The organism is Pseudomonas sp. G11 (genome assembly GCF_029457515.1).
In the GTDB taxonomy this organism is placed as follows: domain Bacteria; phylum Pseudomonadota; class Gammaproteobacteria; order Pseudomonadales; family Pseudomonadaceae; genus Aquipseudomonas; species Aquipseudomonas gorinensis.
Genome location: NZ_CP120377.1, coordinates 2666525 through 2689768, shown reverse-complemented (window position 1 = coordinate 2689768; position 23244 = coordinate 2666525). Strand labels below are relative to the sequence as shown.

Sequence of the window (23244 nt, the reverse complement as noted above, 5' to 3'; positions counted from 1 at the left end):
CCGGCCTACAGGGAACATTTACGTTCATCTGGAGTTTGTACTGAATAGGTCTCCAGACTTTTATCACGCCCAGCAATTCGGACTTTCTTATTACTCTCGTCGTATGAAAGTAGCGAACCAGTGAGAGTCAAGTTTTCTCGTCCCAAATGTAAAAATATTCAGTCTCCAATCCCGCCGCCTTTGATCCGATCCGCCGTCAGTCATGCAAGAAATATTAGCCGTTGGATGACTCCTTAAAAGGTTTCCTCACTATTAGATTTCTCGATCGGCTAGTATACGCCGATAATATTTCCCTAATACCCGCCTAAAACGTTGGCACCTGCAGCCTCGCCAAACGAGGAAACGGGTTGTATATCAAACTCTTCCGGCGTCAGGCTGTTATTAGCTGCTGAGCGAAAACGGACGCAGTAAGACCGTTATGACGATTGAAAACTGCTCTAGGTGTTCAACTGCTTCAACTCACTTTCAGAGCATGAAAATATAGGTTGATCGCTTGACAGCAGAGAAATTATCAACTACGTATGAGCCTCCAACGGTCAATCAGCAAAAATTGGCGGAAATCATCAACTTTTTGTCATTTTTTTTCAGCCGATCTGAATTAAGCTCGCTCAGCAGTTAAAGCCGTTGGTTCCATCAAAGCTCGTTTGGATGCCCCCTAAATTTAGTAAGCCTAAATTTTTCAAGAAAACACTCAAAAATAAACTCTTCAGGAGCAACGGATTTCAAGGAGGAGAAACTGTTATGTACGCAACTCGAAGCTGCCATCCCAACGCGAAGATTTTTTATCGGCCCATTGATGCGGCCTTACGTTGGTGTAACTTAATGGCCTTCGAGAGGGAAATTCTTGAGGCAGGGCGGCATTGCACCACCATGCTCAAAATCGCCTTCCCACAGTGGCCATGTTTGCATGCAAATACCGAAAAAATTTTGGATGGGATTCAACATGGAGAACTCGCCTACGGTTGCTTCGGCGTGCCAGTCGCAACTGGAACACCCATTGACTGCAACCAAATAACCGTGCGCCATACTGATCTTAGGTTCTGGATGTCGCGATACTATCCTGACCAGCGACCGGCGTTTCTTTTTGAAGGTTCACTCAAGCAGCAGAATACTATAAGTATAGGTGCATATTTAACCTTACAATGTGATCGGGACGCCTTGCAACTACAGTTAAAAAATATAGAAACAGCCTATCAGCAACTGTTAAATGAACTTGAAAGTATCGGATTGGAAAAGGAGAACATACATCACCTGCTCAAGACCAATAGTAAGGTTAGCGACCGGAGCGAAACCGCGTACCTCCACATCATCGGTGCAATGGTCAGCCTTTTCCTAGATCACTCCCCCTCGGGAAAACCTCATTCAGTTTTCAGATCCCAAGCTGCCATTGTCGACGCGCTGACCGCTCACCATAAAAACCTGTCTGGCATTTCCAAGCGCACCTTGGATGAAAAATTCGCTGCTGCCAAACGAAGTCTCTCGAAGCGCTGAGTCCCATTGCACCGCAATCATCCCAATTGCAGTGCAATGACTCTCTACCGTTTCTGCTATTCAATTCAGGTCACTTCCCACTACGCGCCAATCGACGCCAGGAGTGACCATCATGTTCAATCAGCTTTCACCTATTGCAGACTTGCTCCAACCGCCGCTCGAACGTCACATCATGCGGCGTGAGGAGGTGGAGCGTAAAACCGGCTTCAAGCGTGCACACATCTATAACCTGATGAAGGAAGGTAAATTCCCTCAAGCCAAACGCATAGGGTTGCGTGCGGTTGGCTGGGACTCGCTAGAAATCGAGCAGTGGGTCGTTGAGCGCTTAGGCCAACAGGTCTGATGCCATGCATGTGCTATCGGTGGTTTCAACGAAAGGTGGCGTAGGCAAAACCACAGTATCCGCCAATCTCGGCGGTCTGCTGGCGGATGCTGGTCTACGTGTTCTACTGCTCGATCTGGATAGCCAACCCACCCTCTCCAGCTATTACGCCTTGAGCCAGAAAGCTATTGCTGGCGCTCACGAGCTCATTGCACTCAAGTTAACAACGCCTGCACAGATTATTTCCAGGACCGTGATTGCAGGGCTCGACCTCATCATCTCCAACGACGCTCAGGGCCAGTTGAGTACATTACTGCTGCACGCCCCTGACGGGAGATTACGGCTGCGCAATTTGCTCGACGATTTTCGCCCCCGTTATGACCTGCTTTTGATCGACACCCAAGGCGCACGTAGCGTGCTAGTAGAGATGGCCATCCTCGCCTGCGATATCGCCCTCTCCCCCATCACACCGGAAATGCTAGCCGCCCGCGAACTACGCCGCGGCACTTTGAGGCTGTTCAGTGATCTCGAATCATTTCGTCACCTGGGTATTACGCCGCCACCGTTGCGACTGCTGCTGAACCAGGTAAATAGCATCCGAGTAGACACGCGAATGATCATCCGAGACCTGCGCGAGACCTTCGCTGGGGCTACCAACATCTCGGTTCTAGAAACCATAGTTCCAGACCGAGTGGCGTATCTCAATGCCGCCTCCCTCGGCCTACCAGTCCACCGAATCGAGACGCGCCGGTCACGCGAACGACGCTCGCCACCAGCATTGGAAACTATGCAAGCGCTGGCCATTGAGTTGTCTCCGGAATGGCGCGAGGCGATATCTACGGTGAACAGATGCGCGGATGTTCAATGAGACAAATCACCCAACTGGCATTTCTCACCCCGTCATTGAGTTTGATCGACCTTGAGACCAACCATGTTTGGCTAGGAGTCTTCTGATGTTGGATCAACTGCCCATCATCGTTCCACCCTCCATTCAACCCCACCACCGACCTTGTGAGGAGTACTGCACTGTGGTCTTTCGCCTGCAGGGTGGGCGCTCGGCCATGAACTGGTTCCTCGCAGAACTTTCCCGACACTTCGAAGGTTCAGGGACTGCCGAGATCGTCAAGTTCGAGGTCGGTGATCATTTGCACAACCGCCGTTAACTGAGGTTATTCAGATGAAAAAGCTCAGTCAGGAGGAAGTCACCGACAAGCTGCATCAGGACCATTTTCCTCGAGCTTCAGAACTGGAGCGGCTGTCCGACCCACTTGCTGACACGCCTATGTTGGTGACGCTGGAGCAGTTGCGGCCGTACGAACACAACCCGCGCTTCATCCGTAATCCTCTATACGACGATATCAAAGCTTCGATCCGTGAACGCGGGCTGGATCAACCGCCACCGATTACCCGCCGCCCCGGAGAAACCTATTTCATCATCCGCAACGGCGGTAATACGCGATTGGCGATTCTCGGCGAGCTGTGGCAGGAAACCCGCGACGAGCGCTTCTTTCGCATTCATTGCCTGTTCCGGCCTTGGAGCAATGAAATCACCGCCCTACTCGGCCATCTGGCTGAAAGCGATCTACATGGCCAACTCACGTTCATCGAACGGGCTCTGGCGGTAGCCAAACTCAAAGCCATGCTCGAACGAGAGGGAGCTCTGCTATCACAACGTGAGCTGGCACGACGTCTTGCCGCTGGAGGCTATCCGATTTCGCAATCACACATCAGCCGTATGTTGGACACCCTTGAACACGTACTGCCCGCCATTCCACAAACCCTGTATGCCGGATTGGGTAAACCACAGATCGAACGACTAATCGGTCTGCGTAGCCAGGCCGAACGAACCTGGAACCATTATCCAACCGTCACTGTTGCGTTCGCCGAGTTTTGGCTCGATACCCTGGGCGACTTTGACACCGACCCCGAGTCATTCGATCTTGAGCAGCTCCAGGATGAACTGCTTGAACGCATGAGCCGTTTACTCGGACAGTCCTACCGTATGTTGGCCCTGGAGCTGAGCGATACCCAACGAGTCATCTCGACGCCTGGCATTGTCATCACCACGCCCTCAGAGAACACCCCTCTGCCGAGCGTTAATGAAGCCGCGGCAGAACCTCTCTCCTCCGATCCTCATCCCAAATCAACTGAGACCAAGTCCCTGACCGAAACAGCGCGAGAGGAACGGCTAACACCGCACGAAACGAATGTCGTTTCAGAGGTCAGCCCTCCGTCACGTGTTCAACAGATTCGTGAACAGATCGAGCGCGAGATCTCAATCGATACAGCACCGACCGTCGAGGCATGCGCGATCGACGACATCTGGATCATCGCACCCACACTGGATAGCCCCGAAGAACTGCGTTTAGCCATTGCCGGACTGGCGCGGGAAATGGCGACCTATGCCGGACATCCCGAGAGCATCATCGATCAGACGCATGGCTTGGGTTTTGCCCTCAACATCGAGCCACTTGATCTTGCAGCGCCTCGCGCGACCGGCGTTCACCTACTGCTCCTGGCCCTGCTACGCGCTCAAGACGACGTTAACTGGGAGGACCGCAAGCAACTGCCCTCAGCCCTGTTCGGCCAGTTGTTGTTGGGGGTCTACCAACTCCCGCTGACAGATCGTCCCGCCGTGGATGTGGGACTGGAGCGACTGCCCGACGGCTTGCTCATCAAACTGTATCGCCTGATCCGCCTAGCCCGTCGCCTGATCGACTTAACGCTTCCCCATGAAGTCAACTCACAGAAGGAATTGCCATGAGCTTATCCTTCAATGTGCTCAACCAGGCCATGCTGACCCAGGTCCTTCACGAGTTGCGCCTGGGTAACCTGCAACGCTGCAAAGCACTCGGCTTGGGTGAGGACGACATCTACCTGTTGCAATCCTTACCGCCCACCACGCTGTCGCGCCTGGCCCATGCCACCGTACCTTGGGTTGAGGTCAAGATTGACTCGCCGGTGCTACATCGGTTGATCGAGCAAGCCGAACGCGACGAGCAGAACGAACGGCTGATCAATCGAGCGCTCAAGCTGGGCGCCAGCAGCACCATCATGTATCGCTGCTTCGGCTTGGCGCATTCGGAAACCGCCCTGCGTCGACGCCTGCTCAAGATAGAAACCCGTAAGGGCCGTCCTCAGCATTTGAGCGAAGCCCAGGAACATGCGCTCTGGCAGCGATGGTGCCAGCTACGCGCGCAGGACGGTACCGAGGATCAGCTCGACGCCATGATGATGCTGGCCGAAGAACAACAGATCAGCTTGACCATCGTGTGGCAGCAGATCGACCATTACAGCAACGAAATATGAACACCGCCCCTTCCAGTCGCTGGCAGCGTGTCCTGCAGCAATGCACCCAACAGCTGAGTGAACGCTGGCCAGCACGCCCTACCACTGAACAGCCCTCTTACCAGGCTCTGCAAGCTGGTTTTCTGTTCAGTGGTCAATCACACGAAGTCGTGCCGCGTCGACTGCTGCTGGATAGTCGGTTGACGCCGTTGGAACGTAATGCCTGGCAAGTATTTCGACTCATGTTGCAAGGCCAGGGCGTGGTCACGCCGCGCTATGAAGATTTGCAGCCGTACCTTTCGAGCGTGCCCTACGGTGCATCAGCTTCCCGTGAAACCATCGCCCGCGTCTTGACGATGCTCAGACTGACCCGCTGGCTCAGCTTGGTGAGTCGCGCCCGCGATCAGATCAGCGGACGTCATCAAGGTTCTCTGTATGTTCTACACGATGAGCCGTTAACCCCCGCAGAGGCCATGGAACTGGATCAGGATTACCTGGAGCTGGTCGGACATGCCCTCGCTCATGCCACCAAAGCGGTGCGTATTGTCGCCCAGCACGTAGTGGAGGAGGTCCGCCAGGACACGAATATCGATCGGGATCGGTTACCGACGCGGCTCGACAGTTGGGGCGAACATTGGACACAGCAAGGATTGGATCGGGCAACCGCTGACGCGTTACGCGACTCCGAACGGGGTGGCGATCACCGCGTTCGGAATCGTGCAGACCTTCGTTCGGAATCCGAACCAGGCTTGAACACCAGCGTTTCCGGCACCGTTCGGAATCCGAACGCCGCCTGTACTGTATTAAAAGAAAGTATTTGTACTGTACCGCGCGCGACCCCGGCGGTGGATAACCTGCTCTGGCCCACCCCACTGCACCTGAGCCCAAGCGAGCATCAGGCCGTCACCGTGGCGTTGAACAAACTTAAACCAGCGGATCGGCAGGCGGTGCTCAACGAAGCGGGGGCACGCTGTGCGGCCGGTGGAATCCGCAAGCCAGCGGCCTATCTGATGGGTCTAATCCAGCGTGCGCTGAAAGGCGATTTTCGTCCTTGGGCAGGTCAGGCAGAACCTTTACCCATTGCAGAACCGCCCCTACCGGCCACCTCGCGATCAACTCGACAACAGGGCGAACCCGCATCCGCCCTCGCACTAGCGTGCCTGAATGAGCTACGCCAACTGCGTGGCAAACGCGGTGGACGTCAATAGATTTGATGCCACTGGCATCAAATCTACTGACGTCTACATAGTTAGCACTCTTAAACCAAACCGAACAGACCGCATTCAGCTTTTTGGCTGTCTTTACCTCTCATCTGTCGCAACGTTCCCCTCCAAGCGAATGCGAGGACATCACCGTGGCCGATCACTATCAACTCAATCTGGGTTCATTGCGCAGCAGCATTACCCTGACCCTGCACACTCACCACGCTGCCCGTATCTGGCAAGGTCGGACCGCACGCGAAGGCGTCCACTCGATCATGGGCATGGCCGGTTACATCAGTGCCACCAACCTGATCAAACAAACCGCGGCCCAGGATGATCCCTATGCCGACTGGGCCATCGTGCAACTCGAAGAAAAACTGACGCAAGCCAAGATCGGAATGCTGGAACTGACCCAACAGCTGGATCGGATCAGACAAGACCTGCCGACGCAGATCGATATGGGCGACAACCTCAATATCCACCCCGTGACCTTGCCGTTGTATATCGGCAGCCAGCTGGGTTTTCTGGCGGTCTACCTGCTGACCGATTACGACACCCTGGTGCGTCGTACCCTATTGGCCCATCACACCGCCCTGATCGGTCGCAGAGACATGGAAGCCTGGATCGACGACGGTGCCCATCTGCTGCGCAGCCTGTTCGGCCAAGCGCAACGCTATCGGCATGCTGGCGTCACCCGCGACGACATGGCGGCGAACAACGCCCGTGCCATTGCGGCCATTGAGAAACTGGGTTTGCCCCCGATGGACATCCTTGAAGGTATTCGTCGCTCCCAGTTCGCGCCGCCAATCATTCGTCGTGGTGCGGTAGCAGTGGATGATGCTGACGCGTTGGCAGAGGAAGCCGGAGAGCCATCTGCGACAGTGGATGAGTCGGAGGACGAAGCATGAATCCCATGATCCCGATTCAACCAATGCCCTTCGAAGCGTTGACACCGGATGCTTATCGGCAGCTCGAACACGCGGCCTCCCTAAAAGGCCTTTTAAAACCTTTTAAGGGTAAGGGGGAGTTGGAGCAGCTGGCGCAGATGGCGAGGGAAATCGAGGCGCAGTTATGTGACTTGATGGAGGCTGTGGTGCAGCAAGCCGGACAGCCCCCTTACTCACTGCTGGGTATCCGATTGGTGCTGCAGAACACCAGCGCTGGCAGCACCTTTTTGCGTTGGCGCACCCGTGACTTCACCCGTATGGGGGTGGCGGTCTGGGAACGCCAGATCTCCAACAAAGCCCTGACGCAGGTAGTACGCGAGGGATTGCGCCGTTTCGAATGCAATCGCATCGCACTGAATCTACAGATGAGTGTGGTGCATTCGCTCTACCGCCAGGCCACGACCTGTGCGATCAAAATGGACAGTGCCGAACGGCTGCTGCGCCAGTTCACAACCGCAGTGGAGGTATCACGATGAGTACTTTTTTCGTCGGCGAAGGCAATATCGGCAGTGCGCCAGAGTTCCAGGAATTTCCGTCAGGTAATGACGAGCCACGGCGTTTGCTAAGGCTGAATGTGTACTTCGACAACCCCGTGCCACGCGATGGCAGCTATGAAGATCGAGGCGGCTATTGGGCGCCGGTTGAGCTCTGGCACCGCGAGGCTGAACACTGGAGCACGCTGTATCGGAAAGGTATGCGCGTATTGGTCGAAGGCCGCACCGTGCGCGATGAGTGGGAGGACAGCGATGACAATGCGCGGGTGACCTTCAAGATCGAGGCCCGTCGAGTCGGCATCCTGCCTCACCGGGTGCACAGTGTGGTCATGCGGGAACGCTCCAGTGAACCGGCGGCATCTGCGACGCACGTCGGGCAAAATACAGAGCAGGCCAGTTCAGCTACGTCCAAACCCCGAAAGCGCAGAGGACAGCCATCTACGGACTGACTTCAGGCATAAAAATTGCGCCTTTGCGCGAAGTTGCTGGTTGTTATTACTCGCTGCTCGTGAAGATCCACACTATCGTCCACGCTGCAATCGGCTAGCGGCCTCGGACCATTTATGCCCGTCCTCACCGACTAATATGAGGAACCTGCCATTCAGGTTTCTCATATCTCGCAACGGCTGTTTCCAACAACGCTGCTCCGAACTCAATCCGGAGTAGTTCCATGCGTCTCTTCCTCTGCGAGAAACCTTCCCAAGGTCGTGACATCGCCAAGGTTCTCGGAGCCACTCGACGCGGTGATGGTTGCCTGATCGGCACCGATTCAACCGTCACCTGGTGTATCGGTCACCTGCTGGAAACGGCCCCACCTGAAGCCTATGGCGATCAGTACAAAACCTGGTCGTTGGATCATCTACCGATCCTCCCTACGCAGTGGAGGGTTGAGGTCAAACCCAAGACTGTCGCGCAGTTCAAAATCATCAAACAGCTGCTCAACGAAGCTACCACCGTCGTCATCGCCACCGACGCCGATCGCGAAGGTGAAATGATTGCCCGCGAGTTACTGGAGCTCTGCAAGTATCGAGGCCCCGTTCAGCGCCTCTGGTTATCCGCACTCAACGAGGCGTCGATTCGCAAAGCATTGTCCTCGCTGAAGTCCGGCCAGGAGACCTTCCCGCTCTATCATTCAGCCCTCGCCCGCAGCCGCGCCGACTGGCTGATCGGTATGAACCTTAGTCGCTTGTTTACCCTCCTCGGACGGCGGGCGGGCTATGACGGAGTATTGTCGGTTGGACGCGTCCAGACACCCACTTTACGTCTGGTAGTCGATCGGGATCGCGCGATTGCCAGCTTCGTCTCGGTACCCTACTGGGACGTGGATGTGCACCTGTCCTCAATGGGACAACCATTCATCGCATCGTGGTTACCACCAAGCTCAGGACGAGATGAGGCCGGTCGTTGCCTGCAGCAGGCGCTTGCCCGTCACGCGGTCCAAGCGATCTCTAGCAGTAAGACCGCCACAGTACTCTCGCTGCAGACTGAGCATTCCCGAGAACCGCCACCCCTGCCCTTAGACCTGAGCACACTGCAAGAAGTCTGCTCACGCAAGCTGGGACTCGGCGTTCAGGAAACCCTGAACATCGCCCAGGCTCTGTATGAAACCCACAAAGCCACCACCTACCCGCGCAGCGATTGCCGATATTTGCCTGAGAGTATGTTCGACGAGGTACCCGCGGTATTCGATGCCCTGTTCGAAACAGATCCTGCACTGCTGCCCGCACTGGGAGGACTCGATCGATTACTGCACTCCCGTGCGTGGAACGATGCCAAGGTCACAGCGCATCACGGCATCATCCCCACCATCGAGCCGGCGAACCTGGCGCGGATGTCCGAACAAGAACGCCAAGTCTACGAACTGATTCGTAGCCACTACCTCGCGCAATTTCTTCCGCATCATGAGTTTGATCGGACCCAGGTCGAACTGAAGTGTGGCGAAGAACGATTGACCGCTGTTGGCAAACAGATCCTGGTCCAGGGCTGGAAAGGCTTGCTCTCCGACAACACCGAGGACGATGCGCCCAGTCAAAAGTCTCAAGTCTTACCAGACTTACAACAAGGTACTCAGTGCGCAGTGGACGACGTCGAACTCAAGTCCATGCGCACTGCCGCTCCCAAACCACTCACTGAGGGCGATCTGATCAAGGCCATGAAAAATGTGGCCAAGCTGGTCAACGACCCACGCCTGAAACAAAAACTTCGGGACACCACCGGTATCGGCACCGAAGCCACGCGAGCCGGTATCATCAAGGGGTTGATTGATCGCGGTTATTTGCTGAAGAAAAAACGCGCCTTGATGGCCTCCGCAGCGGCCCATACCCTGATCGAGGCGGTACCTGCTGCAGTCGCGGATCCGGGTATGACCGCGATCTGGGAACAGGCTCTGGACGAAATCGAAGTGGGACGTCTGACCCTGGATGCGTTCGTCGCCAAGCAGGCGACTTGGATTGCGCAATTGGTCGAACACTGCGGAACGCTCACCTTGGCGGTACCTGTCGAAGCCGGTCCAGCCTGCCCCATATGCAATGCCTCAACACTCAGACGAAAGGGGAAATCAGGGCCATTTTGGTCGTGCTCCCACTACCCAGACTGCAAAGGCACTGTGCCCATCAGAAAAGATTCGTGTCGCCCATGACGCGCCATTGAAGATCAACATGAATATTGGAGGCGATGTACTGGTCAGTGCATCATCAACGGCGGCTGATCCCTCTCTAAGTCGCTGAGTGGTTGTCCGATTTCACGCGCCAAGGCGATGCCTGTCGAAATCCATATCTGCCCTAGTTCGTTGAACGCTTTCAGGTGAGCAGGATTTTCGTTGAGCCAACGGACAAGGCTGTCGAAGTGTTCGTGGTTATCAGGGCAATCATGAATCTTGATGAACAGCTCCAGTGTTCGATCCCAGATCAGATCCATGACGTTCTCGCTCTGCTCTTCCATGCTCAACCATTCCTCAGCTTGGCCCTATCAGACCATTCATTCTCACGGGCCACCCTGGACTCTGATTCCTGGAGGAATAGAACCCACGTCGCATTACACAGCGATTTCAGCCAATATAGCAACCCAAAAAGTCGATACTCAACCGCTAAGGATGTTCATGTCAATAGGTCTTTGCTCAACCATTCGGGTTGAACTGGAGAACTCATCACTTGGCACATAAACATCCAACCCAAGCCCAAATCGGGCGCATGATCGCGAAACACCGGACCGAGCGTAATCTGACCCAGGAAGAGGTGGCTGAGCGCATGGGGATCGGCAGTGAAGCCATATCGCGCCTGGAGCGGGGTGTAGTGGAGCTTTCCGTGGTCAAGCTGATGCAGTTGGCGGACATTTTCGACTGCCGAATGGATGAACTGCTGACGGAGTCGAGCAATCGTCCCAATGACCAGGGCCAGATGATCGCAGGTCTGCTGAGTGGACTGAAAGAAAGCGACCGTGCCTATATCTTGGCAACCGTCGAACAATTAGCCGCTCATCTCGCCAACAAGTGAGCTCCTTCGCTCGCATTCGATATAGGGGGCTCTGAGGGACGCCCTCTGTCTTGACGTCGTCCCACCCTCTCTGCTGTAGTGCCTCAGGATCACCGCCAACGGCGACCCAAGACCGATTCGCTCCGGGCAGCTCGGTCGGACTCCTAGAGTTCGGAGCCTTCTCTTCTGCGGAATTTCACTCCCATTTTGTGCTCGACCTGATTGTGGTGGCGGATGACCACTGTTGCCTCTGCCAGGCAATAGCGGTCATCCGCTTCGACGATCGTATTCAGTCCCGGAGCCCGCCGGGGAAACACTGGGCACCCTTTGTGCGCGGATGCGTGCCAGCAGCTTCCGACCCAGGCCACGACAAGGGTCGGTTGGCGAATCATGGCGCAGTTAAACCAAGTTTTGCGAGGAGCTTGTCGACTGCGTAAGACCGCCAAAGGTGGCTTTTCTGTTCCTCGCCTGGCACCCCGCCAGGCCCGCTCTTCACTTTCTTCAATCCAGTGACTGCCATTGTATTCCGGCCTTAAAAAATCCGGTTGCAGCGTCTTGACGCTCCCCTATGACAGGCTTATACCAAGGGCGTGGTTCGCTGTCGTTGACAGCCCAGCCCAGGTAGCCAGAACCTTCAAGGCTACGCCACGTTCGTGGTGGTTTACCCAAGTGCGATCAGCGTTCGGAAGCTCGCGCGGTTACCGCTTCAGCGGTGATGAATGCCCACTACCCCATGCCTGCGGATCACCACCTCAGACGGTTTTCTGCTGCACAGCTATTCCCCAGACGCATCGTTCTGATCGTCATCGGCTTGCCGGTGGCGAGTCGTTCATCGCTCGACTTCACCTTACCCACCCTGACGGGGGCTCACTTCCCCGTCAGGGCCTGTGCGTCGCCGTTTTCCCTTGAAACAGGAGAACCACCATGGCCCACGCCAACCAATCCCAAGAAGCGACCACTTACTTCAATCTGCACACCACCGGTATCGGTTACCTCAACCGTGTTCGTGAAGTACAAGTCCGCCGCGGCCAACCCTTCATGGCCTGCGATATCGCCGCCCTGCACGGTGCCACCGATGCCGTGGAGTACACCCGCTTCGACTGCAAGGTCGCTGGAGGCGAAGCTGAACGTTTGATTCGTCTCTACATGGACGCTGTCAACGCCGAGAAAAAGGTCTTGCTGTCGTTCCGTATCGGCGATCTATGGATTGATCCGTTTCTCTACGAGAAAGGCGATAAACAAGGCCAACCAGGCGCCAGTCTGAAAGGTCGTTTGCTGTTCATCGACTGGATCAAGGTCAACGGCACGTTCGAATACAAAGCGCCCGCCAGGCAGGAAGCAACAGCACCTGCTGAGCAAGCGCCCACCAGTGAGCCATCTCCAACATCGGCTGAGGCCGAAGCTGAGGGGACCGACGAACCAACAGAGGCTCAGGTCGAACCTGAATCTTTACCCACTCCCCACACGGCCCGCCGTCATGCCACCCGTACCGTTCAGTCCGCCTGAACAGTCAACGATGTTCCACATAAAGGCGCTCCCTCGAGCGCCTTTTCTTCAATAGCACAGGAGAACGACATGGAATCCTTCTGGCTTTGCGACGACTGCCTGTTTGCTACTGCTTACGAGGACTACAGCACGTTATCGCTCTATTACACGACGGATGAAATTGAGAAACGCATCGCCGGCATCCATCGAGAACTGGTTCGGTTAATGCCCATCAGTGCCGACTTCGATCCCGAAACTGGCTGGGGAATAAAAGCTTTTTCCCCATTGCCCTGCGACGGTTGTAGTTCGCCCCTACACGGTCAACGCCACCGATTCACGCGACTGTAAACAGCGCGCCATCTGCTAACGCCCGCGACTCCACACCCACCTCGGGGACACCACTCCCCTCGGGCGTGTACCCCTGATTGTTCCCTTCGGAGGTACCACCATGAGCACCCAGCTCACACTGATTGAGACCTCGGATTTCGAGGCTGATCGCATTGTCCAAGAAAACCAGGTGATCGACGAAGCACTGCATATTCTGGATCGTCGGCTGTTCGCCCGCGGCCCTAACCTGACGTCGCCTGACGCCGTGGCTTCATACCTAAAACTGCACCTTGTGCAACAAGAGCATGAAGTCTTCGGTGTGATATTTCTCGATGCCAAACACCGGGTGTTGGCGTTCGAAGTCCTCTTTCACGGCAGCATTGATGGTGCCAGCGTTTACCCCCGCCAAGTCGTTAAGCGCTCCCTAGCGCATAACGCCGCGGCCGCCATTTTTGTTCACAACCACCCCTCAGGTTGTACGGAACCCAGCCAGGCGGATCGCATCTTGACCGCACGGTTGAAGGAGGCCTTGGCCTTGGTCGAAGTGCGCGTACTGGATCACTTCATCGTCGGTGAAGGTCGTCCTCTCTCCCTTGCCGAACATGGCTGGCTTTAACCCTCACAGGCGTCTTCGGGCGCCTTGTTCATTTTCATTCTGGAGAACCTTCATGAACCCCACATACCAAGCTGCAGCCCTGCTGGCGGCCTCAAACCCATTTGCTCGCAGTTACGACAACCTTCATATCGAACGGCTGCTACTGATCACCTACGAAGACGACTGCCCTCCCTGCTTTCGACCAGTGCATGATGCACAAGCCCATCTGTCCGACGACGAGCTGGAACTGTTCCCCTGCCTGTTCAATGACGATTTCGCCGTGATCAGCGAAGGCCACTCCATTCCGGTTAATTTGGATGAACGCTGTCAGTCCAGCGGGCTAGTGCGCCAAGTGATCTAGGCTGTGATGGGCGAAATGCTCAACGAGCGGCATCACCTCGGTGATCTGTACTCCCTGGAAAAGGCCCAAGCCATGGTCCATCACTTGAGCTTCGAAACAGGACACTACAGTCGAGTCTGGGAAATCAGTACCGCGCACCTTCCCGAAGAAGCGGTGCTTTATCTGCAGGAGTGGGTCAGTCACTTCGTTCCGAGGCAAACCGGCCTCTTGTTCGAGCTTTTTACGCTGCCAGATTGCTGCGGTATCGGTTGCAAACTGATCGGCACGCCATGGACGGACGAGAACTTGCTGAACATTGAGGGCAATCGTTATTCGAGCTTGAGACAAGAACAACTCGACGCAGGCACACCGGAAACTTTGGTCAACGTACTGTATTTGGCGGCATTGGCGGATGTGCGATTGTTGATCTTCGACCCCGACGCTGCCGTCTTGGTTGGGCTCGCCATTTTCGATGAATAGCAACGTGTTCAGCGTTAACACGACCCACCTTGAATCAACTTTCTCACGGAATCGCTCCTTCACCTCATGTCAGGTTCTGCACTGAATCTGACATGAGGTTTCTTCCATGGAGCGTTTTTTCACACCTGTCTGCCTGCTGGGTTTGTTGAGCGCCTGCACCGCGCAAATCCCCAACCCTTTGCCGACCAATCCAGAGATCGACAGTGGCTCCAATCGGGCCCAGCACTCGAGGGGCATAGCCGAAGAAAGCCATCCGGCAGAGCTTCGTTATGGCCGCTACACGCTGGTCAGCACCGAGCCCACCACGGAACAACGCGATCTTCTTGCCCAAATCATTGACGTGAGCATCCCGTCCAGCCTGAACCCTTCTGTGCTGGATGCATTGCAGTACGTATTGCAGCGTTCAGGCTATTCGCTCTGCCCCGTTACCGCGTCCGTGAGGGTGCTGTTTACTCGGCCCCTGCCCGCAGCCCATTACCGGCTCGGCCCGATCTCTTTGCGCCGCGCGCTGCAAGTGCTGGCTGGCCCCGCCTGGCAACTCACGACCGACGAAGTCAGCCGTTCGGTCTGCTTCGAACAGCAGAAAACGGAGGCCGGCGTCGCGCTGATCACACCCGTCTCGCCCCATCTGTTGGAGGCACGCCCATGAGAGCCTCGACGTTTCAAACCCTCATTATTGGGCTGCTTTGCTTGGCGGTCGCCGGCCTGAGCGGTGGTTTGTATAACCAGTATCAACGCGTGGCCGAACTGCAGAGCACGAACACGCAATACCGACAAACCCTGGACACCCTGCAACATGATTCAAGCGCCCTCAAGGACGCCCAGGAGAAGCTGCAGTACGCGCTGAAAGACCTGAAGCAGATGGTCGATACTGGTGAGCAACAGGCCAATACCCTCGATCCGATGTTGGATCAGTGGGCGCAAGAGATACAGGAACTGCGTGATGGTCTCGCAGCCCGCGCCACCCAGGCAGACCTGACAGCGCTGCGCGCACGCATTGAACAGGTCGAGCAGCAGCTCCTGGACCTCAGGACCAAGCCATTCCCTCCACCGCCGACGCCTTCTGCGACCAAACCGAAAAAGACCGCTCGCCCCAAACCCAACCCGCTCTCGCCACCGTTTTCAGTATTGAGTGTCGAGTCCCGCGGGGGTGAGCGCTTTCTGGCGGTCGCACCTCATGACAGTCGCTCGCTCACGGATGTCCGGCTGCTACATAGCGGTGAGCAGCAAGGGGCTTGGCGCCTGAAAATACTGGAGCCGAACTCAGCCATCTTCGCGGTGGCCGCTCAGCCAGATCAGACCGTGCACCTCCCTTGAGTAGTGATCATGAACAGAGCGCTACTGCCCACCGTTGTCTGTCTCGCTTCGCTACTGGCCATGGGCGCTGCGGTGGGCAACCCCGTCGCGACACAGTCACGGATCCAGGACACGCAGTCCGCTCCCCTGGGGCGCTCTGACTCTGAACAGGCGGCAAGCTGGGGGCTGACGGAGCAGGAGTGGACGCGCTTCGAACAGATCCAAGCCGGTCCACGCGGTTTCTGGAGCCCGAACCTCGATCCGTTGACCGCACTTGGGGTTGAGGCCCAGACCGACCAAGAGCGCCAGCGCTATGCCGAATTACAGGTGGCGCTGGAAGCCAAACGCGCCGAGCGCGAGTTGGCCTACCAAAACGCTTACACCGCAGCCTGGGCCAAGCTGTTTCCCGGGCTGCTGCCGATCCAGGGCATGGCATCCCCGCCCCCTACCAGCTCAGCGGCCGCGTCGCGCCAGGCTCTATTTGTGGAGGACCACTGCCCAGCGTGCACCGCCGAAGCGCAGCGTCTGCAAAGCAGCGACACGGTGTTCGATATCTACCTAGTGGGCAGCCAAGGCGAGGATGAACGCGTCCGTAGCTGGGCTCGGCAAGCCGACATCGAGCCGGCCAAGGTTCAACGCCGGCAAATCACCCTGAACCATGACCGTGGTCGCTGGTTCAGCCTGGGTGCCTCGGGGTCGTTGCCCGCCACATTTCAACAGGTGAATGGACAATGGCAACGTCTCGACTGAGTGGTATTGCGCTCATGCTGACAATGCTCGCCGTCCAGGCTGACGAACTTCCGCCTCCTGCCTACCAACTGGCGGCGCATGACGCCGACATCCCTTCTACGGTGCTGTTCGCGATTGCCCTGCAGGAGAGTGGTACCCGCGTCCGTGGTCGACTGCTGCCCTGGCCTTGGACCCTGAACATCGCCGGAACACCCTACCGCTTCGCCACTCGCCAGGCCGCCTGTCACGCCTTGCTTCAGGCACTCGCCCGACATGACGCCAAGCGGGTCGATGCCGGTCTCGGGCAAACCAACCTGGGTTATCACGGACAACGTTTTTCCAGCCCTTGCGAAGCCCTTGATCCCTACCGAAATCTCGCGGTGACCGCCGAGCTGTTGCAGGAGCATCACGCTACCACCGGTGATTGGGTTTTGGCTGCCGGACGCTATCACCGCCCGGCGGGAGGAGCGCCAGCCGCACGTTACCGCGCAGGTTTTTCCCGGCAACTCGAACGACTGCTGATTGCCTTCAAACAGGACACACCAACATGAAGCGAATGCCACTTACATGCTACTTCATCTTGCTCTTGGCACCTTTCGCGCAGCCGGAGTTGACCGTAGCCGGGGATCAGCCTAGCGACTTCACCCGCCCCCATTTTCAGGTTGCCAGGCCGCTAATAAACAATAAGATCCAGCCTGATCGGGCCATGCATGCGGACCTGTCCACGTTTGCCGATGAAGCCTGGATACTACCCGTCCGCAGCTCTCAGTTGAGCCCCGGCAAAATCACGCCTCGCGCCCTGAGCATGCCTGGTTTGCGGCCATTTTTCCTGGTCGGTGACGATCCCCAGTCGCTGACTTGGCTGCGTCAACGCGCTGCTGAACTGCAGGAAATGGGCGCGGCTGGCCTCGCCGTCGAAGTGGCCGATAATGAAGCCCTGGCCCGGATTCGAGCAGCCGCTCCGGGCATTACCATCCTGCCGGTCAACGGCAACGACATCGCCACCCGCCTGCAGATTGAGCACTATCCCGTCTTGATCACTGCCACCTCACTGGAACAGTGAGTCCAGGTCATGGCCGAGCATGCGATGGAGTCCAAGCTCCGGCCAGCGGTGGAGCTGTACACCGTAGCGATCTGCATCGCTGCCGCGGTGTTGTGCGTGTACTCGCCCTGGGCTGTGGCCCTGTCACCCGAGATCGGTCTGGTTGCGGCGCTGGCCTATGCCCTGTTCGGCCTAATCCGGCTGCGACAAGCCTGGGAGGTGCTGCGTTATCGGCGCAATATCCGTCGGCTGCCCCGCTACGAACTGACCAGCCGACAGATTCCAGTCAGCCGTAAGCGTTTGTTTATGGGGCGCGGCTTTCGCTGGACCCGCCTGCACACCCAGCGCCTGGTCGAAGCCCAGGATCCGGCGGTCGCCCACTATGTCGACCAACCGACCTGTTACCGGCTGGCACGTGAACTCGAACGCCGCCTGGAGCATGCACCGTTTCCGCTCTCGTCACTGGCGCGTGTCACGGCCTGGGACAGCGCCTTCAATCCGTTGCGCCCTTTGCCCCCGGTCGGTGGTTCGCCGCTGTTGCATGGGGTCGAACCCAACGAAACGGAAGTCAGCCTGCCGCTGGGCGAACGGGTCGGACACACCCTGGTGCTGGGCACGACCCGTGTCGGCAAAACGCGACTCGCCGAGGTGTACATCACCCAGGACATACACCGCGTTGAACACGAGGTAGTGATTGTCTTCGATCCGAAGGGCGATGCCGACCTGCTCAAGCGCATGTACGTCGAAGCCAAACGTGCCGGTAGGGAGAAGGAGTTTTATGTCTTCCATCTGGGCTGGCCAGAAATCTCGGCCCGCTACAACGCCGTGGGACGTTTCGGTCGTATCTCGGAAGTGGCGTCACGCATCGCCGGGCAGCTTAGCGGTGAAGGTAACTCTGCGGCTTTTCGCGAGTTCGCCTGGCGTTTCGTCAACATCATCGCCCGAGCGCTGATCGAGCTAGGCCGACGTCCAGACTACCTGCAGATCCAACGGCATGTGGTCAACATCGACGCACTGTTCATCGAATACGCCCAGCAGTTTTTCGCCAAAACTGACCCGAAGGCGTGGGAAGTGATCGTCCAGCTTGAAGGCAAACTCACCGAGAAAAACATTCCCCGGCATATGATCGGGCGCGAAAAGCGCGTGGTGGCGATCGAGCAGTACCTAGCGGTGAAGCGGGTATTTGATCCGGTAATGGATGGACTGCGTTCGGCGGTGCGATATGACCGTACTTACTTCGACAAAATCGTTGCCTCCCTACTGCCGCTGCTGGAGAAACTCACCACCGGCAAGACCTCCCAACTGCTGGCCCCCAACTACACCGACCTGAATGACCCACGACCGATCTTCGATTGGATACAGATCATCCGTAAGCGCGGCATCGTCTACGTCGGCCTCGATGCACTGACCGATGCCGAGGTCGCCGCTGCCGTGGGCAACTCCATGTTCGCCGATCTGGTCTCGGTCGCCGGACACATCTACAAGCATGGCATCGACCATGGCTTGCCTACCGCTGGCAGCAGCGCCGACAAGCTACCGATCAACCTGCACGCCGATGAGTTCAACGAGTTGATGGGCGATGAATTCATTCCGCTGATCAACAAGGGCGGCGGTGCCGGTATCCAAGTCACGGCTTACACCCAAACCCTCAGCGATATTGAGGCACGCATCGGCAACCGGGCCAAAGCCGGCCAGGTCATCGGTAACTTCAACACCCTGCAGATGCTCCGGGTGCGCGAAACCGCCACCGCGGAACTGCTCACCCAACAATTGCCCAAGATCAACGTGCTGACGAAAACCCTGGTCTCGGGGGCCACCGATACCTCCGACCCGGAGGCCAACACGGACTTCACTTCGTCCTCCCAAGATCGGGTCAGCAGCACCTGCGTGCCCCTGATCGAGCCGGCTCACATCGTCAGCTTGCCCAAGGGGCAAATGTTCTCCTTCCAGGTGGGCGGGCAGCTCTGGAAAGTCCGTATGCCACTGCCCAGGCCCTCTCCCGACGATGCGATGCCCAAGGATCTGCAGGAGCTCACCCAGCGGATGCGCACCAGCTACAACGAACAGGCGGGTCACTGGTGGAGTGCAAGTGGCGGCGGCCCGACGCTCGACTTCGATCCAGATCGGGTTACGCCTCCACGCACTTCTTCAGCGGTGGATGCAAGTGTTCCTGCTCAGGAGGCCCCATGACGCCGTCGGCCCTGCTGTGCATCTCGCGGAGTCAAGAAGGATGACTTCAGCTCAGAACCCTCCACCGCAACCCATCCAGCGCCCAGGGCTAATCGTCTCGGCGATTAACCTGGTCCTGCACGTCATCGGTTTGCTGATCGCCTCGTTGCTGTTCTCGATTCTGATCGAGTGGGCCGGTCTGCTGCTGTTCTGGGGTGATCAAGGCTGGCGACACAGTCAGGCGATGCTGAGTCGCGAACTGGGCTGGCTCAGTGAGCACTTCACATCCTCACTGATTATCCAACAGCCTGGACAGACGATTGTCCAGTGGCTGGCTTTCCTCCAGCAGTGGTTACTGGTCAAGACCGGTTTTACGGATTTCGCCCAGCAGGCGCGGGCGTCGAGCCAGGACAACGGCTTCTGGAGCGAGCTCAATCAGCTGTATGTGAGCATCGAGGATTTTGTACTGGCGGCGGTGTATGTCACTTTCACTTTCGTGGTGCGTCTGACCATTCTGGTCTTGGCGACCCCCCTGCTTTTGCTGGCCATGCTCACCGGCTTCATCGATGGTTTGATGCGCCGCGACCTGCGTAAATTCGGCGCTGGGCGCGAAAGCAGCTTTGTCTATCATCGGGCCAAGCGAGCGGTCATCCCACTGCTGATCGTGCCCTGGATCCTTTACCTGTCCCTACCCTTTTCGCTCAACCCAATGGCGGTACTTCTGCCTTGCGCCGTGATGCTCGGGGTCGCCATGGCCATCACGACGGCGACATTCAAAAAATATCTCTGAGTGCGACACAAATGCTTATCCGCGGAAGTGTTCAGGAGGTTAGCTCATGAGAGGCCCAAGCTCCCGGTCGTAAGGAGCCGCCAGTCCCGCGTTAGTGGACAACCCTCACAGGTGTTTGGCTTCGAGAGGAGTTTGATCATGGCATTGGTTGGTAGACGAGATGGGCGCAATTTTGGCTATGGCCGACAACTGAGTTATGCCGGACCGCAAGCCTTGCGCGATCTTTTTGGCGGCGGGCATTACGCCACGGTCAAGGCGCACAGTGATCGCTGGCAGGCGTTTGTCCGCTGGTGTCGTTCGGAGGATGGGCCGGGGTTTAACGATGCGCGACAGATAGATCGGCAGACCTTGCTGGACTACGCAGGGCATCTGCGCCAACAAGTTGAACAAGGCGCTATCGGCATCGCCACCGCACAAAACCGGTTGTCCAGCGTGAACCGGACTATGGCGGCGCTTCGCGGCGATCAGTCTGTGGCGGTGCCGAGCCCGAGTAAGGCCTTGGGAATGCGGCGTACCAGTGTTCGTCGCTCGACGCCGCAAGGCCAAGACCATGAGCAGGTGACGCGGATCGTTGACGCGCTCTGCGAACACCAAATGCCGCGCGCGGCGGCTATCGTTCAGTTGGCGCGAGCCACCGGCATGCGCTTGCGCGAGGCCATTTTGGCCGATCTACCGCGCCTAAAACATGAGACCGAACACTGCGGCAAAATCAACATCCGAGATGGCATCCAAGGTGGCCGCTCACGTGCGTCGGCGCTTCGTTGGATCACGGTAAATGATCCTATTCATGAAGCGCTGAAATTTGCCGAACAGGTTTCGCCCAACGGTAGCCGCAACCTGCTTGCACCGAACGAACGCTATGTCGATTTACAACGGCAAATCGTCCGCCCCGCACGAGAGATCCTCCATTCGCACAACCTCAAAGGCTTCCACGAACTTCGGGTCGCCTATGCGTGCGAGCGCTATGAGCAGATCACTCATCATCTCGCGCCCATCAACGGTGGCCGTTGCTACCAACTCGACCGACGCCTAGATCAGGATGCCCGAGTGCAAATCAGCTACGAGTTGGGACTCGGCCGTATCGACCTGTTATCGACTTACATTGGTAGTCGAACATGAGCAAGCCATTCGATATGGCGCTGTTCCTACTGCTCGCGAACGTAGTCCGGCATGATCGGACCAGTAGGTACGTGTGAACTGTGCTGGTGGATCTTTGGGAATGGCATGGTCTCTTCCTCTGGACCACTACATGTGGTGTCGATCGCAAGTCAGCTCCGTGGCAATAACGCCAAAGACTCTTTTGCGGAACCAGTTCGCTCACAGCGCCGTCAGCCTCTTATGTTCGTCAGAGATAGCCATATCACTTTCCATATCAATTCTTGTGGTGTTCGATGCAGGCCGTTTTGCTATCAAAATCTACTTACTACCCGTCAGTATAAAAGGAATCCGTAACTGTCCAGCGAGCGGCACAAAGGCGTTATCTTGGCCATTATTCAGCATGTGCCCGGCGCACTGCACGTCCGTTTTTTGTGACAGACAAACGAGTCGGCAGCGAGGATTTCGGCCATCCGTTCTACTCCGAGGCAGCCTTGCTGGGTGTCCTTACGAAACGGATACCGTCACCAACGAAACTCATCGAGAGTGGAATTTCCCTAGAGCCTCAACCACTCTCTCCATCAAAGATCGAAGGACCACATAGCTGTAAGTAAACATCTCCAGTACCTCCCCAGAAAAAGCGATTCATTAGACCTCAGGTTTCTTACGGAATAATTCGACCTTTGACTTGATTCTGCTCCCAGCTCCATATGGGACAGCATCATGCCGATTACCGTCTTTCGCTGCTTACTACTCTCGCTGGCTATCGTTCACGGCAGCAGCTATGCCGCCTCGGCTCATGAGCAGGATCAACTCAGCCTTATCCAGCGGCAACTCGACACCATCGAACGCCTTGCGACACGAGCTGAGGCAGCCAGCACGGCTGAACCAGTCGAGCGCTATCGCTTCGACTATCTCCGTCTGTCTAAGGACATCCAACGTATTCGCCAGGGGGTGCAGGGCTATATGTCCCCCTCTCGCGCTCAACCCCGCGATGCTACTGAATTGGTCGGCGATTACCGTCTGGACGCACTGCCCGCGGAGCCGTCGCCATGAGCATGACTGACGCTCAGAGCTCCGCTTTTCAAAACGCCTCCGGCTTTTCGGCGCAAAGCAGTTCGACACTGTGGCTGTCCCTGGTTCTCGTCCTGGCTTTGCTTTGGTGTACCTGGGTGATGTGGACGGCTTACCGGGGATGGGCGACAGGCAGTGTGCGCTTCGGCTTCTTCGGTGGCAGCACTGCACGCGTGTTGCTCGCGTTGTTGGTTCTGATGTTCTTCACCCTTTCCTAAACCAGGAGATCGCCGTCATGCTCAAGTGCCTTGTCCCCCTGAAAAACAACCTGCGTGATCGTGCGAACCTGCGCTTGATCGGTCTGTTGCTGGTGCTCGGTCCAAGCCTGGCTTTTGCCGAACTCCCGACCATGGAAGCCCCTTCGCGTGGCGAAGGATCTGGTTTGATCGAGACGATCAAAAACTACGCCTACGACGGCGGCATCCTGCTGGGTCTGCTGATCGCCCTGCTCGCCTTTCTCGGTGTGGCCTGGCATTCGCTGACCGTCTATGCCGACGTGCAGAACCAGCGCAAGACCTGGAAGGACTTGGGTGCTGTAGTCGGCATCGGTGCCCTGTTGGTGGTGATCATCATCTGGTTTTTGACCAAGGCGGCCGCGATTCTGTGAG

At 57.0% G+C, this 23244-nt stretch carries 27 protein-coding genes and 1 pseudogene; 27 read left to right on the top strand and 1 reads right to left on the bottom strand.

The features are described 5' to 3' along the window. Window positions 1–741: 741 nt before the first annotated feature. The 11 genes from P2T68_RS12495 (at window position 742) to P2T68_RS12445 (ending at window position 10382) form a co-directional block, all read left to right on the top strand. Complete coding sequence (locus P2T68_RS12495) at window positions 742–1491, top strand: hypothetical protein (RefSeq protein WP_159994876.1); 750 nt, start codon at window positions 742–744, stop codon at window positions 1489–1491. 112 nt (window positions 1492–1603) lie between these two features. Continuing rightward, window positions 1604–1834, top strand: a complete 231-nt coding sequence (locus P2T68_RS12490) for an AlpA family transcriptional regulator (protein WP_159994874.1) — start codon at window positions 1604–1606, stop codon at window positions 1832–1834. Between the two features lie 4 nt (window positions 1835–1838). Then, window positions 1839–2681, top strand: coding sequence for a ParA family protein (locus P2T68_RS12485; protein ID WP_159994872.1), 843 nt, complete (start codon window positions 1839–1841; stop codon window positions 2679–2681). A gap of 85 nt (window positions 2682–2766) precedes the next feature. Then, the gene (locus P2T68_RS12480) at window positions 2767–2976 is read left to right on the top strand and encodes a hypothetical protein (protein WP_029290900.1); all 210 of its coding nucleotides are present in this window, start codon (window positions 2767–2769) and stop codon (window positions 2974–2976) included. 14 nt (window positions 2977–2990) lie between these two features. Then, a complete protein-coding gene (locus P2T68_RS12475) occupies window positions 2991–4577 on the top strand; it encodes a ParB family protein (protein WP_277379396.1) in 1587 nt (528 codons plus the stop codon). Continuing rightward, entirely contained in the window at window positions 4574–5122 is a 549-nt protein-coding gene (locus tag P2T68_RS12470) for a DUF2857 domain-containing protein (protein ID WP_159994868.1), read from the top strand. Before P2T68_RS12475 ends, P2T68_RS12470 begins: the two co-directional genes overlap by 4 nt. After that, window positions 5119–6309, top strand: coding sequence for an STY4528 family pathogenicity island replication protein (locus P2T68_RS12465; protein ID WP_029290894.1), 1191 nt, complete (start codon window positions 5119–5121; stop codon window positions 6307–6309). Before P2T68_RS12470 ends, P2T68_RS12465 begins: the two co-directional genes overlap by 4 nt. A gap of 146 nt (window positions 6310–6455) precedes the next feature. Continuing rightward, a complete protein-coding gene (locus P2T68_RS12460; protein ID WP_029290892.1) occupies window positions 6456–7211 on the top strand; it encodes a PFL_4669 family integrating conjugative element protein in 756 nt (251 codons plus the stop codon). Further along, entirely contained in the window at window positions 7208–7726 is a 519-nt protein-coding gene (locus tag P2T68_RS12455) for a DUF3158 family protein (protein ID WP_029290889.1), read from the top strand. The genes P2T68_RS12460 and P2T68_RS12455 overlap by 4 nt, the downstream gene beginning before the upstream one ends. Further along, entirely contained in the window at window positions 7723–8193 is a 471-nt protein-coding gene (locus P2T68_RS12450; RefSeq protein ID WP_159994866.1) for a single-stranded DNA-binding protein, read from the top strand. The genes P2T68_RS12455 and P2T68_RS12450 overlap by 4 nt, the downstream gene beginning before the upstream one ends. Before the next feature lie 221 nt (window positions 8194–8414). After that, the gene (locus tag P2T68_RS12445) at window positions 8415–10382 is read left to right on the top strand and encodes a DNA topoisomerase III (RefSeq protein ID WP_159994864.1); all 1968 of its coding nucleotides are present in this window, start codon (window positions 8415–8417) and stop codon (window positions 10380–10382) included. Window positions 10383–10426: 44 nt separating this feature from the next. On the opposite strand, the gene P2T68_RS12440 is transcribed toward P2T68_RS12445, so the two are convergent. Further along, entirely contained in the window at window positions 10427–10684 is a 258-nt protein-coding gene (locus P2T68_RS12440; RefSeq protein WP_159994862.1) for a hypothetical protein, read from the bottom strand. 209 nt (window positions 10685–10893) lie between these two features. Between P2T68_RS12440 and P2T68_RS12435 the strand changes: the two genes are divergently transcribed. The 16 genes and pseudogenes from P2T68_RS12435 (at window position 10894) to P2T68_RS12360 (ending at window position 23243) form a co-directional block, all read left to right on the top strand. Beyond that, window positions 10894–11235 carry a helix-turn-helix transcriptional regulator gene (locus tag P2T68_RS12435; RefSeq protein WP_029290882.1) on the top strand — a complete coding sequence of 114 codons (342 nt, stop codon included), beginning with the start codon at window positions 10894–10896 and terminating at the stop codon, window positions 11233–11235. A gap of 903 nt (window positions 11236–12138) precedes the next feature. Continuing rightward, the gene (locus P2T68_RS12430; RefSeq protein ID WP_159994860.1) at window positions 12139–12720 is read left to right on the top strand and encodes an STY4534 family ICE replication protein; all 582 of its coding nucleotides are present in this window, start codon (window positions 12139–12141) and stop codon (window positions 12718–12720) included. Window positions 12721–12789: 69 nt separating this feature from the next. Beyond that, window positions 12790–13047: a hypothetical protein gene (locus tag P2T68_RS12425; RefSeq protein ID WP_093432336.1), complete on the top strand. Its 258-nt coding sequence runs from the start codon at window positions 12790–12792 to the stop codon at window positions 13045–13047. A gap of 100 nt (window positions 13048–13147) precedes the next feature. Beyond that, window positions 13148–13642, top strand: coding sequence for a DNA repair protein RadC (gene radC / locus P2T68_RS12420; protein ID WP_159994858.1), 495 nt, complete (start codon window positions 13148–13150; stop codon window positions 13640–13642). Window positions 13643–13694: 52 nt separating this feature from the next. Then, a pseudogene (locus P2T68_RS12415) lies at window positions 13695–14441 on the top strand (ABC transporter substrate-binding protein). Window positions 14442–14547: 106 nt separating this feature from the next. Beyond that, the gene (locus P2T68_RS12410) at window positions 14548–15090 is read left to right on the top strand and encodes a PilL N-terminal domain-containing protein (protein WP_159994854.1); all 543 of its coding nucleotides are present in this window, start codon (window positions 14548–14550) and stop codon (window positions 15088–15090) included. Then, complete coding sequence (locus P2T68_RS12405) at window positions 15087–15758, top strand: chemotaxis protein (RefSeq protein ID WP_159994852.1); 672 nt, start codon at window positions 15087–15089, stop codon at window positions 15756–15758. Before P2T68_RS12410 ends, P2T68_RS12405 begins: the two co-directional genes overlap by 4 nt. A 9-nt stretch (window positions 15759–15767) precedes the next feature. After that, complete coding sequence (locus P2T68_RS12400; RefSeq protein WP_159994850.1) at window positions 15768–16487, top strand: TIGR03759 family integrating conjugative element protein; 720 nt, start codon at window positions 15768–15770, stop codon at window positions 16485–16487. Next, entirely contained in the window at window positions 16469–17017 is a 549-nt protein-coding gene (locus P2T68_RS12395; protein WP_159994848.1) for a lytic transglycosylase, read from the top strand. The genes P2T68_RS12400 and P2T68_RS12395 overlap by 19 nt, the downstream gene beginning before the upstream one ends. Then, a complete protein-coding gene (locus P2T68_RS12390; protein ID WP_159994846.1) occupies window positions 17014–17529 on the top strand; it encodes an integrating conjugative element protein in 516 nt (171 codons plus the stop codon). Before P2T68_RS12395 ends, P2T68_RS12390 begins: the two co-directional genes overlap by 4 nt. 9 nt (window positions 17530–17538) lie before the next feature. Further along, the gene (gene traD, locus P2T68_RS12385; protein ID WP_159994844.1) at window positions 17539–19698 is read left to right on the top strand and encodes a type IV conjugative transfer system coupling protein TraD; all 2160 of its coding nucleotides are present in this window, start codon (window positions 17539–17541) and stop codon (window positions 19696–19698) included. Between the two features lie 40 nt (window positions 19699–19738). Continuing rightward, window positions 19739–20467, top strand: a complete 729-nt coding sequence (locus P2T68_RS12380; RefSeq protein ID WP_159998768.1) for a TIGR03747 family integrating conjugative element membrane protein — start codon at window positions 19739–19741, stop codon at window positions 20465–20467. Between the two features lie 138 nt (window positions 20468–20605). Next, window positions 20606–21586: an integrase domain-containing protein gene (locus tag P2T68_RS12375; RefSeq protein WP_159994842.1), complete on the top strand. Its 981-nt coding sequence runs from the start codon at window positions 20606–20608 to the stop codon at window positions 21584–21586. Window positions 21587–22285: 699 nt separating this feature from the next. Next, on the top strand, window positions 22286–22618 hold the full coding sequence (locus P2T68_RS12370) for an RAQPRD family integrative conjugative element protein (RefSeq protein WP_159994840.1): 333 nt from the start codon (window positions 22286–22288) through the stop codon (window positions 22616–22618). Beyond that, window positions 22615–22854 (top strand): TIGR03758 family integrating conjugative element protein, encoded by a 240-nt coding sequence (locus P2T68_RS12365; protein WP_069551357.1) that lies wholly within the window; start codon window positions 22615–22617, stop codon window positions 22852–22854. The genes P2T68_RS12370 and P2T68_RS12365 overlap by 4 nt, the downstream gene beginning before the upstream one ends. Before the next feature lie 17 nt (window positions 22855–22871). Then, window positions 22872–23243 carry a TIGR03745 family integrating conjugative element membrane protein gene (locus P2T68_RS12360; protein WP_069551356.1) on the top strand — a complete coding sequence of 124 codons (372 nt, stop codon included), beginning with the start codon at window positions 22872–22874 and terminating at the stop codon, window positions 23241–23243. Window position 23244 lies beyond the last annotated feature (1 nt).

Bases quoted from the DNA above. Each gene is read 5' to 3' on its own strand.
- P2T68_RS12360 (WP_069551356.1), top strand. From the start codon at position 22,872: ATGCTCAAGTGCCTTGTCCCCCTGAAAAACAACCTGCGTGATCGTGCG.
- P2T68_RS12445 (WP_159994864.1), top strand. From the start codon at position 8,415: ATGCGTCTCTTCCTCTGCGAGAAACCTTCCCAAGGTCGTGACATCGCC.
- P2T68_RS12410 (WP_159994854.1), top strand. From the start codon at position 14,548: ATGGAGCGTTTTTTCACACCTGTCTGCCTGCTGGGTTTGTTGAGCGCC.
- P2T68_RS12455 (WP_029290889.1), top strand. From the start codon at position 7,208: ATGAATCCCATGATCCCGATTCAACCAATGCCCTTCGAAGCGTTGACA.
- P2T68_RS12450 (WP_159994866.1), top strand. From the start codon at position 7,723: ATGAGTACTTTTTTCGTCGGCGAAGGCAATATCGGCAGTGCGCCAGAG.
- P2T68_RS12375 (WP_159994842.1), top strand. From the start codon at position 20,606: ATGGCATTGGTTGGTAGACGAGATGGGCGCAATTTTGGCTATGGCCGA.
- P2T68_RS12395 (WP_159994848.1), top strand. From the start codon at position 16,469: ATGGCAACGTCTCGACTGAGTGGTATTGCGCTCATGCTGACAATGCTC.
- P2T68_RS12365 (WP_069551357.1), top strand. From the start codon at position 22,615: ATGAGCATGACTGACGCTCAGAGCTCCGCTTTTCAAAACGCCTCCGGC.
- P2T68_RS12370 (WP_159994840.1), top strand. From the start codon at position 22,286: ATGCCGATTACCGTCTTTCGCTGCTTACTACTCTCGCTGGCTATCGTT.
- P2T68_RS12480 (WP_029290900.1), top strand. From the start codon at position 2,767: ATGTTGGATCAACTGCCCATCATCGTTCCACCCTCCATTCAACCCCAC.
- P2T68_RS12470 (WP_159994868.1), top strand. From the start codon at position 4,574: ATGAGCTTATCCTTCAATGTGCTCAACCAGGCCATGCTGACCCAGGTC.
- P2T68_RS12425 (WP_093432336.1), top strand. From the start codon at position 12,790: ATGGAATCCTTCTGGCTTTGCGACGACTGCCTGTTTGCTACTGCTTAC.
- P2T68_RS12475 (WP_277379396.1), top strand. From the start codon at position 2,991: ATGAAAAAGCTCAGTCAGGAGGAAGTCACCGACAAGCTGCATCAGGAC.
- P2T68_RS12490 (WP_159994874.1), top strand. From the start codon at position 1,604: ATGTTCAATCAGCTTTCACCTATTGCAGACTTGCTCCAACCGCCGCTC.
- traD (WP_159994844.1), top strand. From the start codon at position 17,539: ATGGCCGAGCATGCGATGGAGTCCAAGCTCCGGCCAGCGGTGGAGCTG.
- P2T68_RS12405 (WP_159994852.1), top strand. From the start codon at position 15,087: ATGAGAGCCTCGACGTTTCAAACCCTCATTATTGGGCTGCTTTGCTTG.
- P2T68_RS12440 (WP_159994862.1), bottom strand. From the start codon at position 10,684: ATGGAAGAGCAGAGCGAGAACGTCATGGATCTGATCTGGGATCGAACA.
- radC (WP_159994858.1), top strand. From the start codon at position 13,148: ATGAGCACCCAGCTCACACTGATTGAGACCTCGGATTTCGAGGCTGAT.
- P2T68_RS12390 (WP_159994846.1), top strand. From the start codon at position 17,014: ATGAAGCGAATGCCACTTACATGCTACTTCATCTTGCTCTTGGCACCT.
- P2T68_RS12495 (WP_159994876.1), top strand. From the start codon at position 742: ATGTACGCAACTCGAAGCTGCCATCCCAACGCGAAGATTTTTTATCGG.
- P2T68_RS12400 (WP_159994850.1), top strand. From the start codon at position 15,768: ATGAACAGAGCGCTACTGCCCACCGTTGTCTGTCTCGCTTCGCTACTG.
- P2T68_RS12465 (WP_029290894.1), top strand. From the start codon at position 5,119: ATGAACACCGCCCCTTCCAGTCGCTGGCAGCGTGTCCTGCAGCAATGC.
- P2T68_RS12430 (WP_159994860.1), top strand. From the start codon at position 12,139: ATGGCCCACGCCAACCAATCCCAAGAAGCGACCACTTACTTCAATCTG.
- P2T68_RS12380 (WP_159998768.1), top strand. From the start codon at position 19,739: ATGACTTCAGCTCAGAACCCTCCACCGCAACCCATCCAGCGCCCAGGG.
- P2T68_RS12485 (WP_159994872.1), top strand. From the start codon at position 1,839: ATGCATGTGCTATCGGTGGTTTCAACGAAAGGTGGCGTAGGCAAAACC.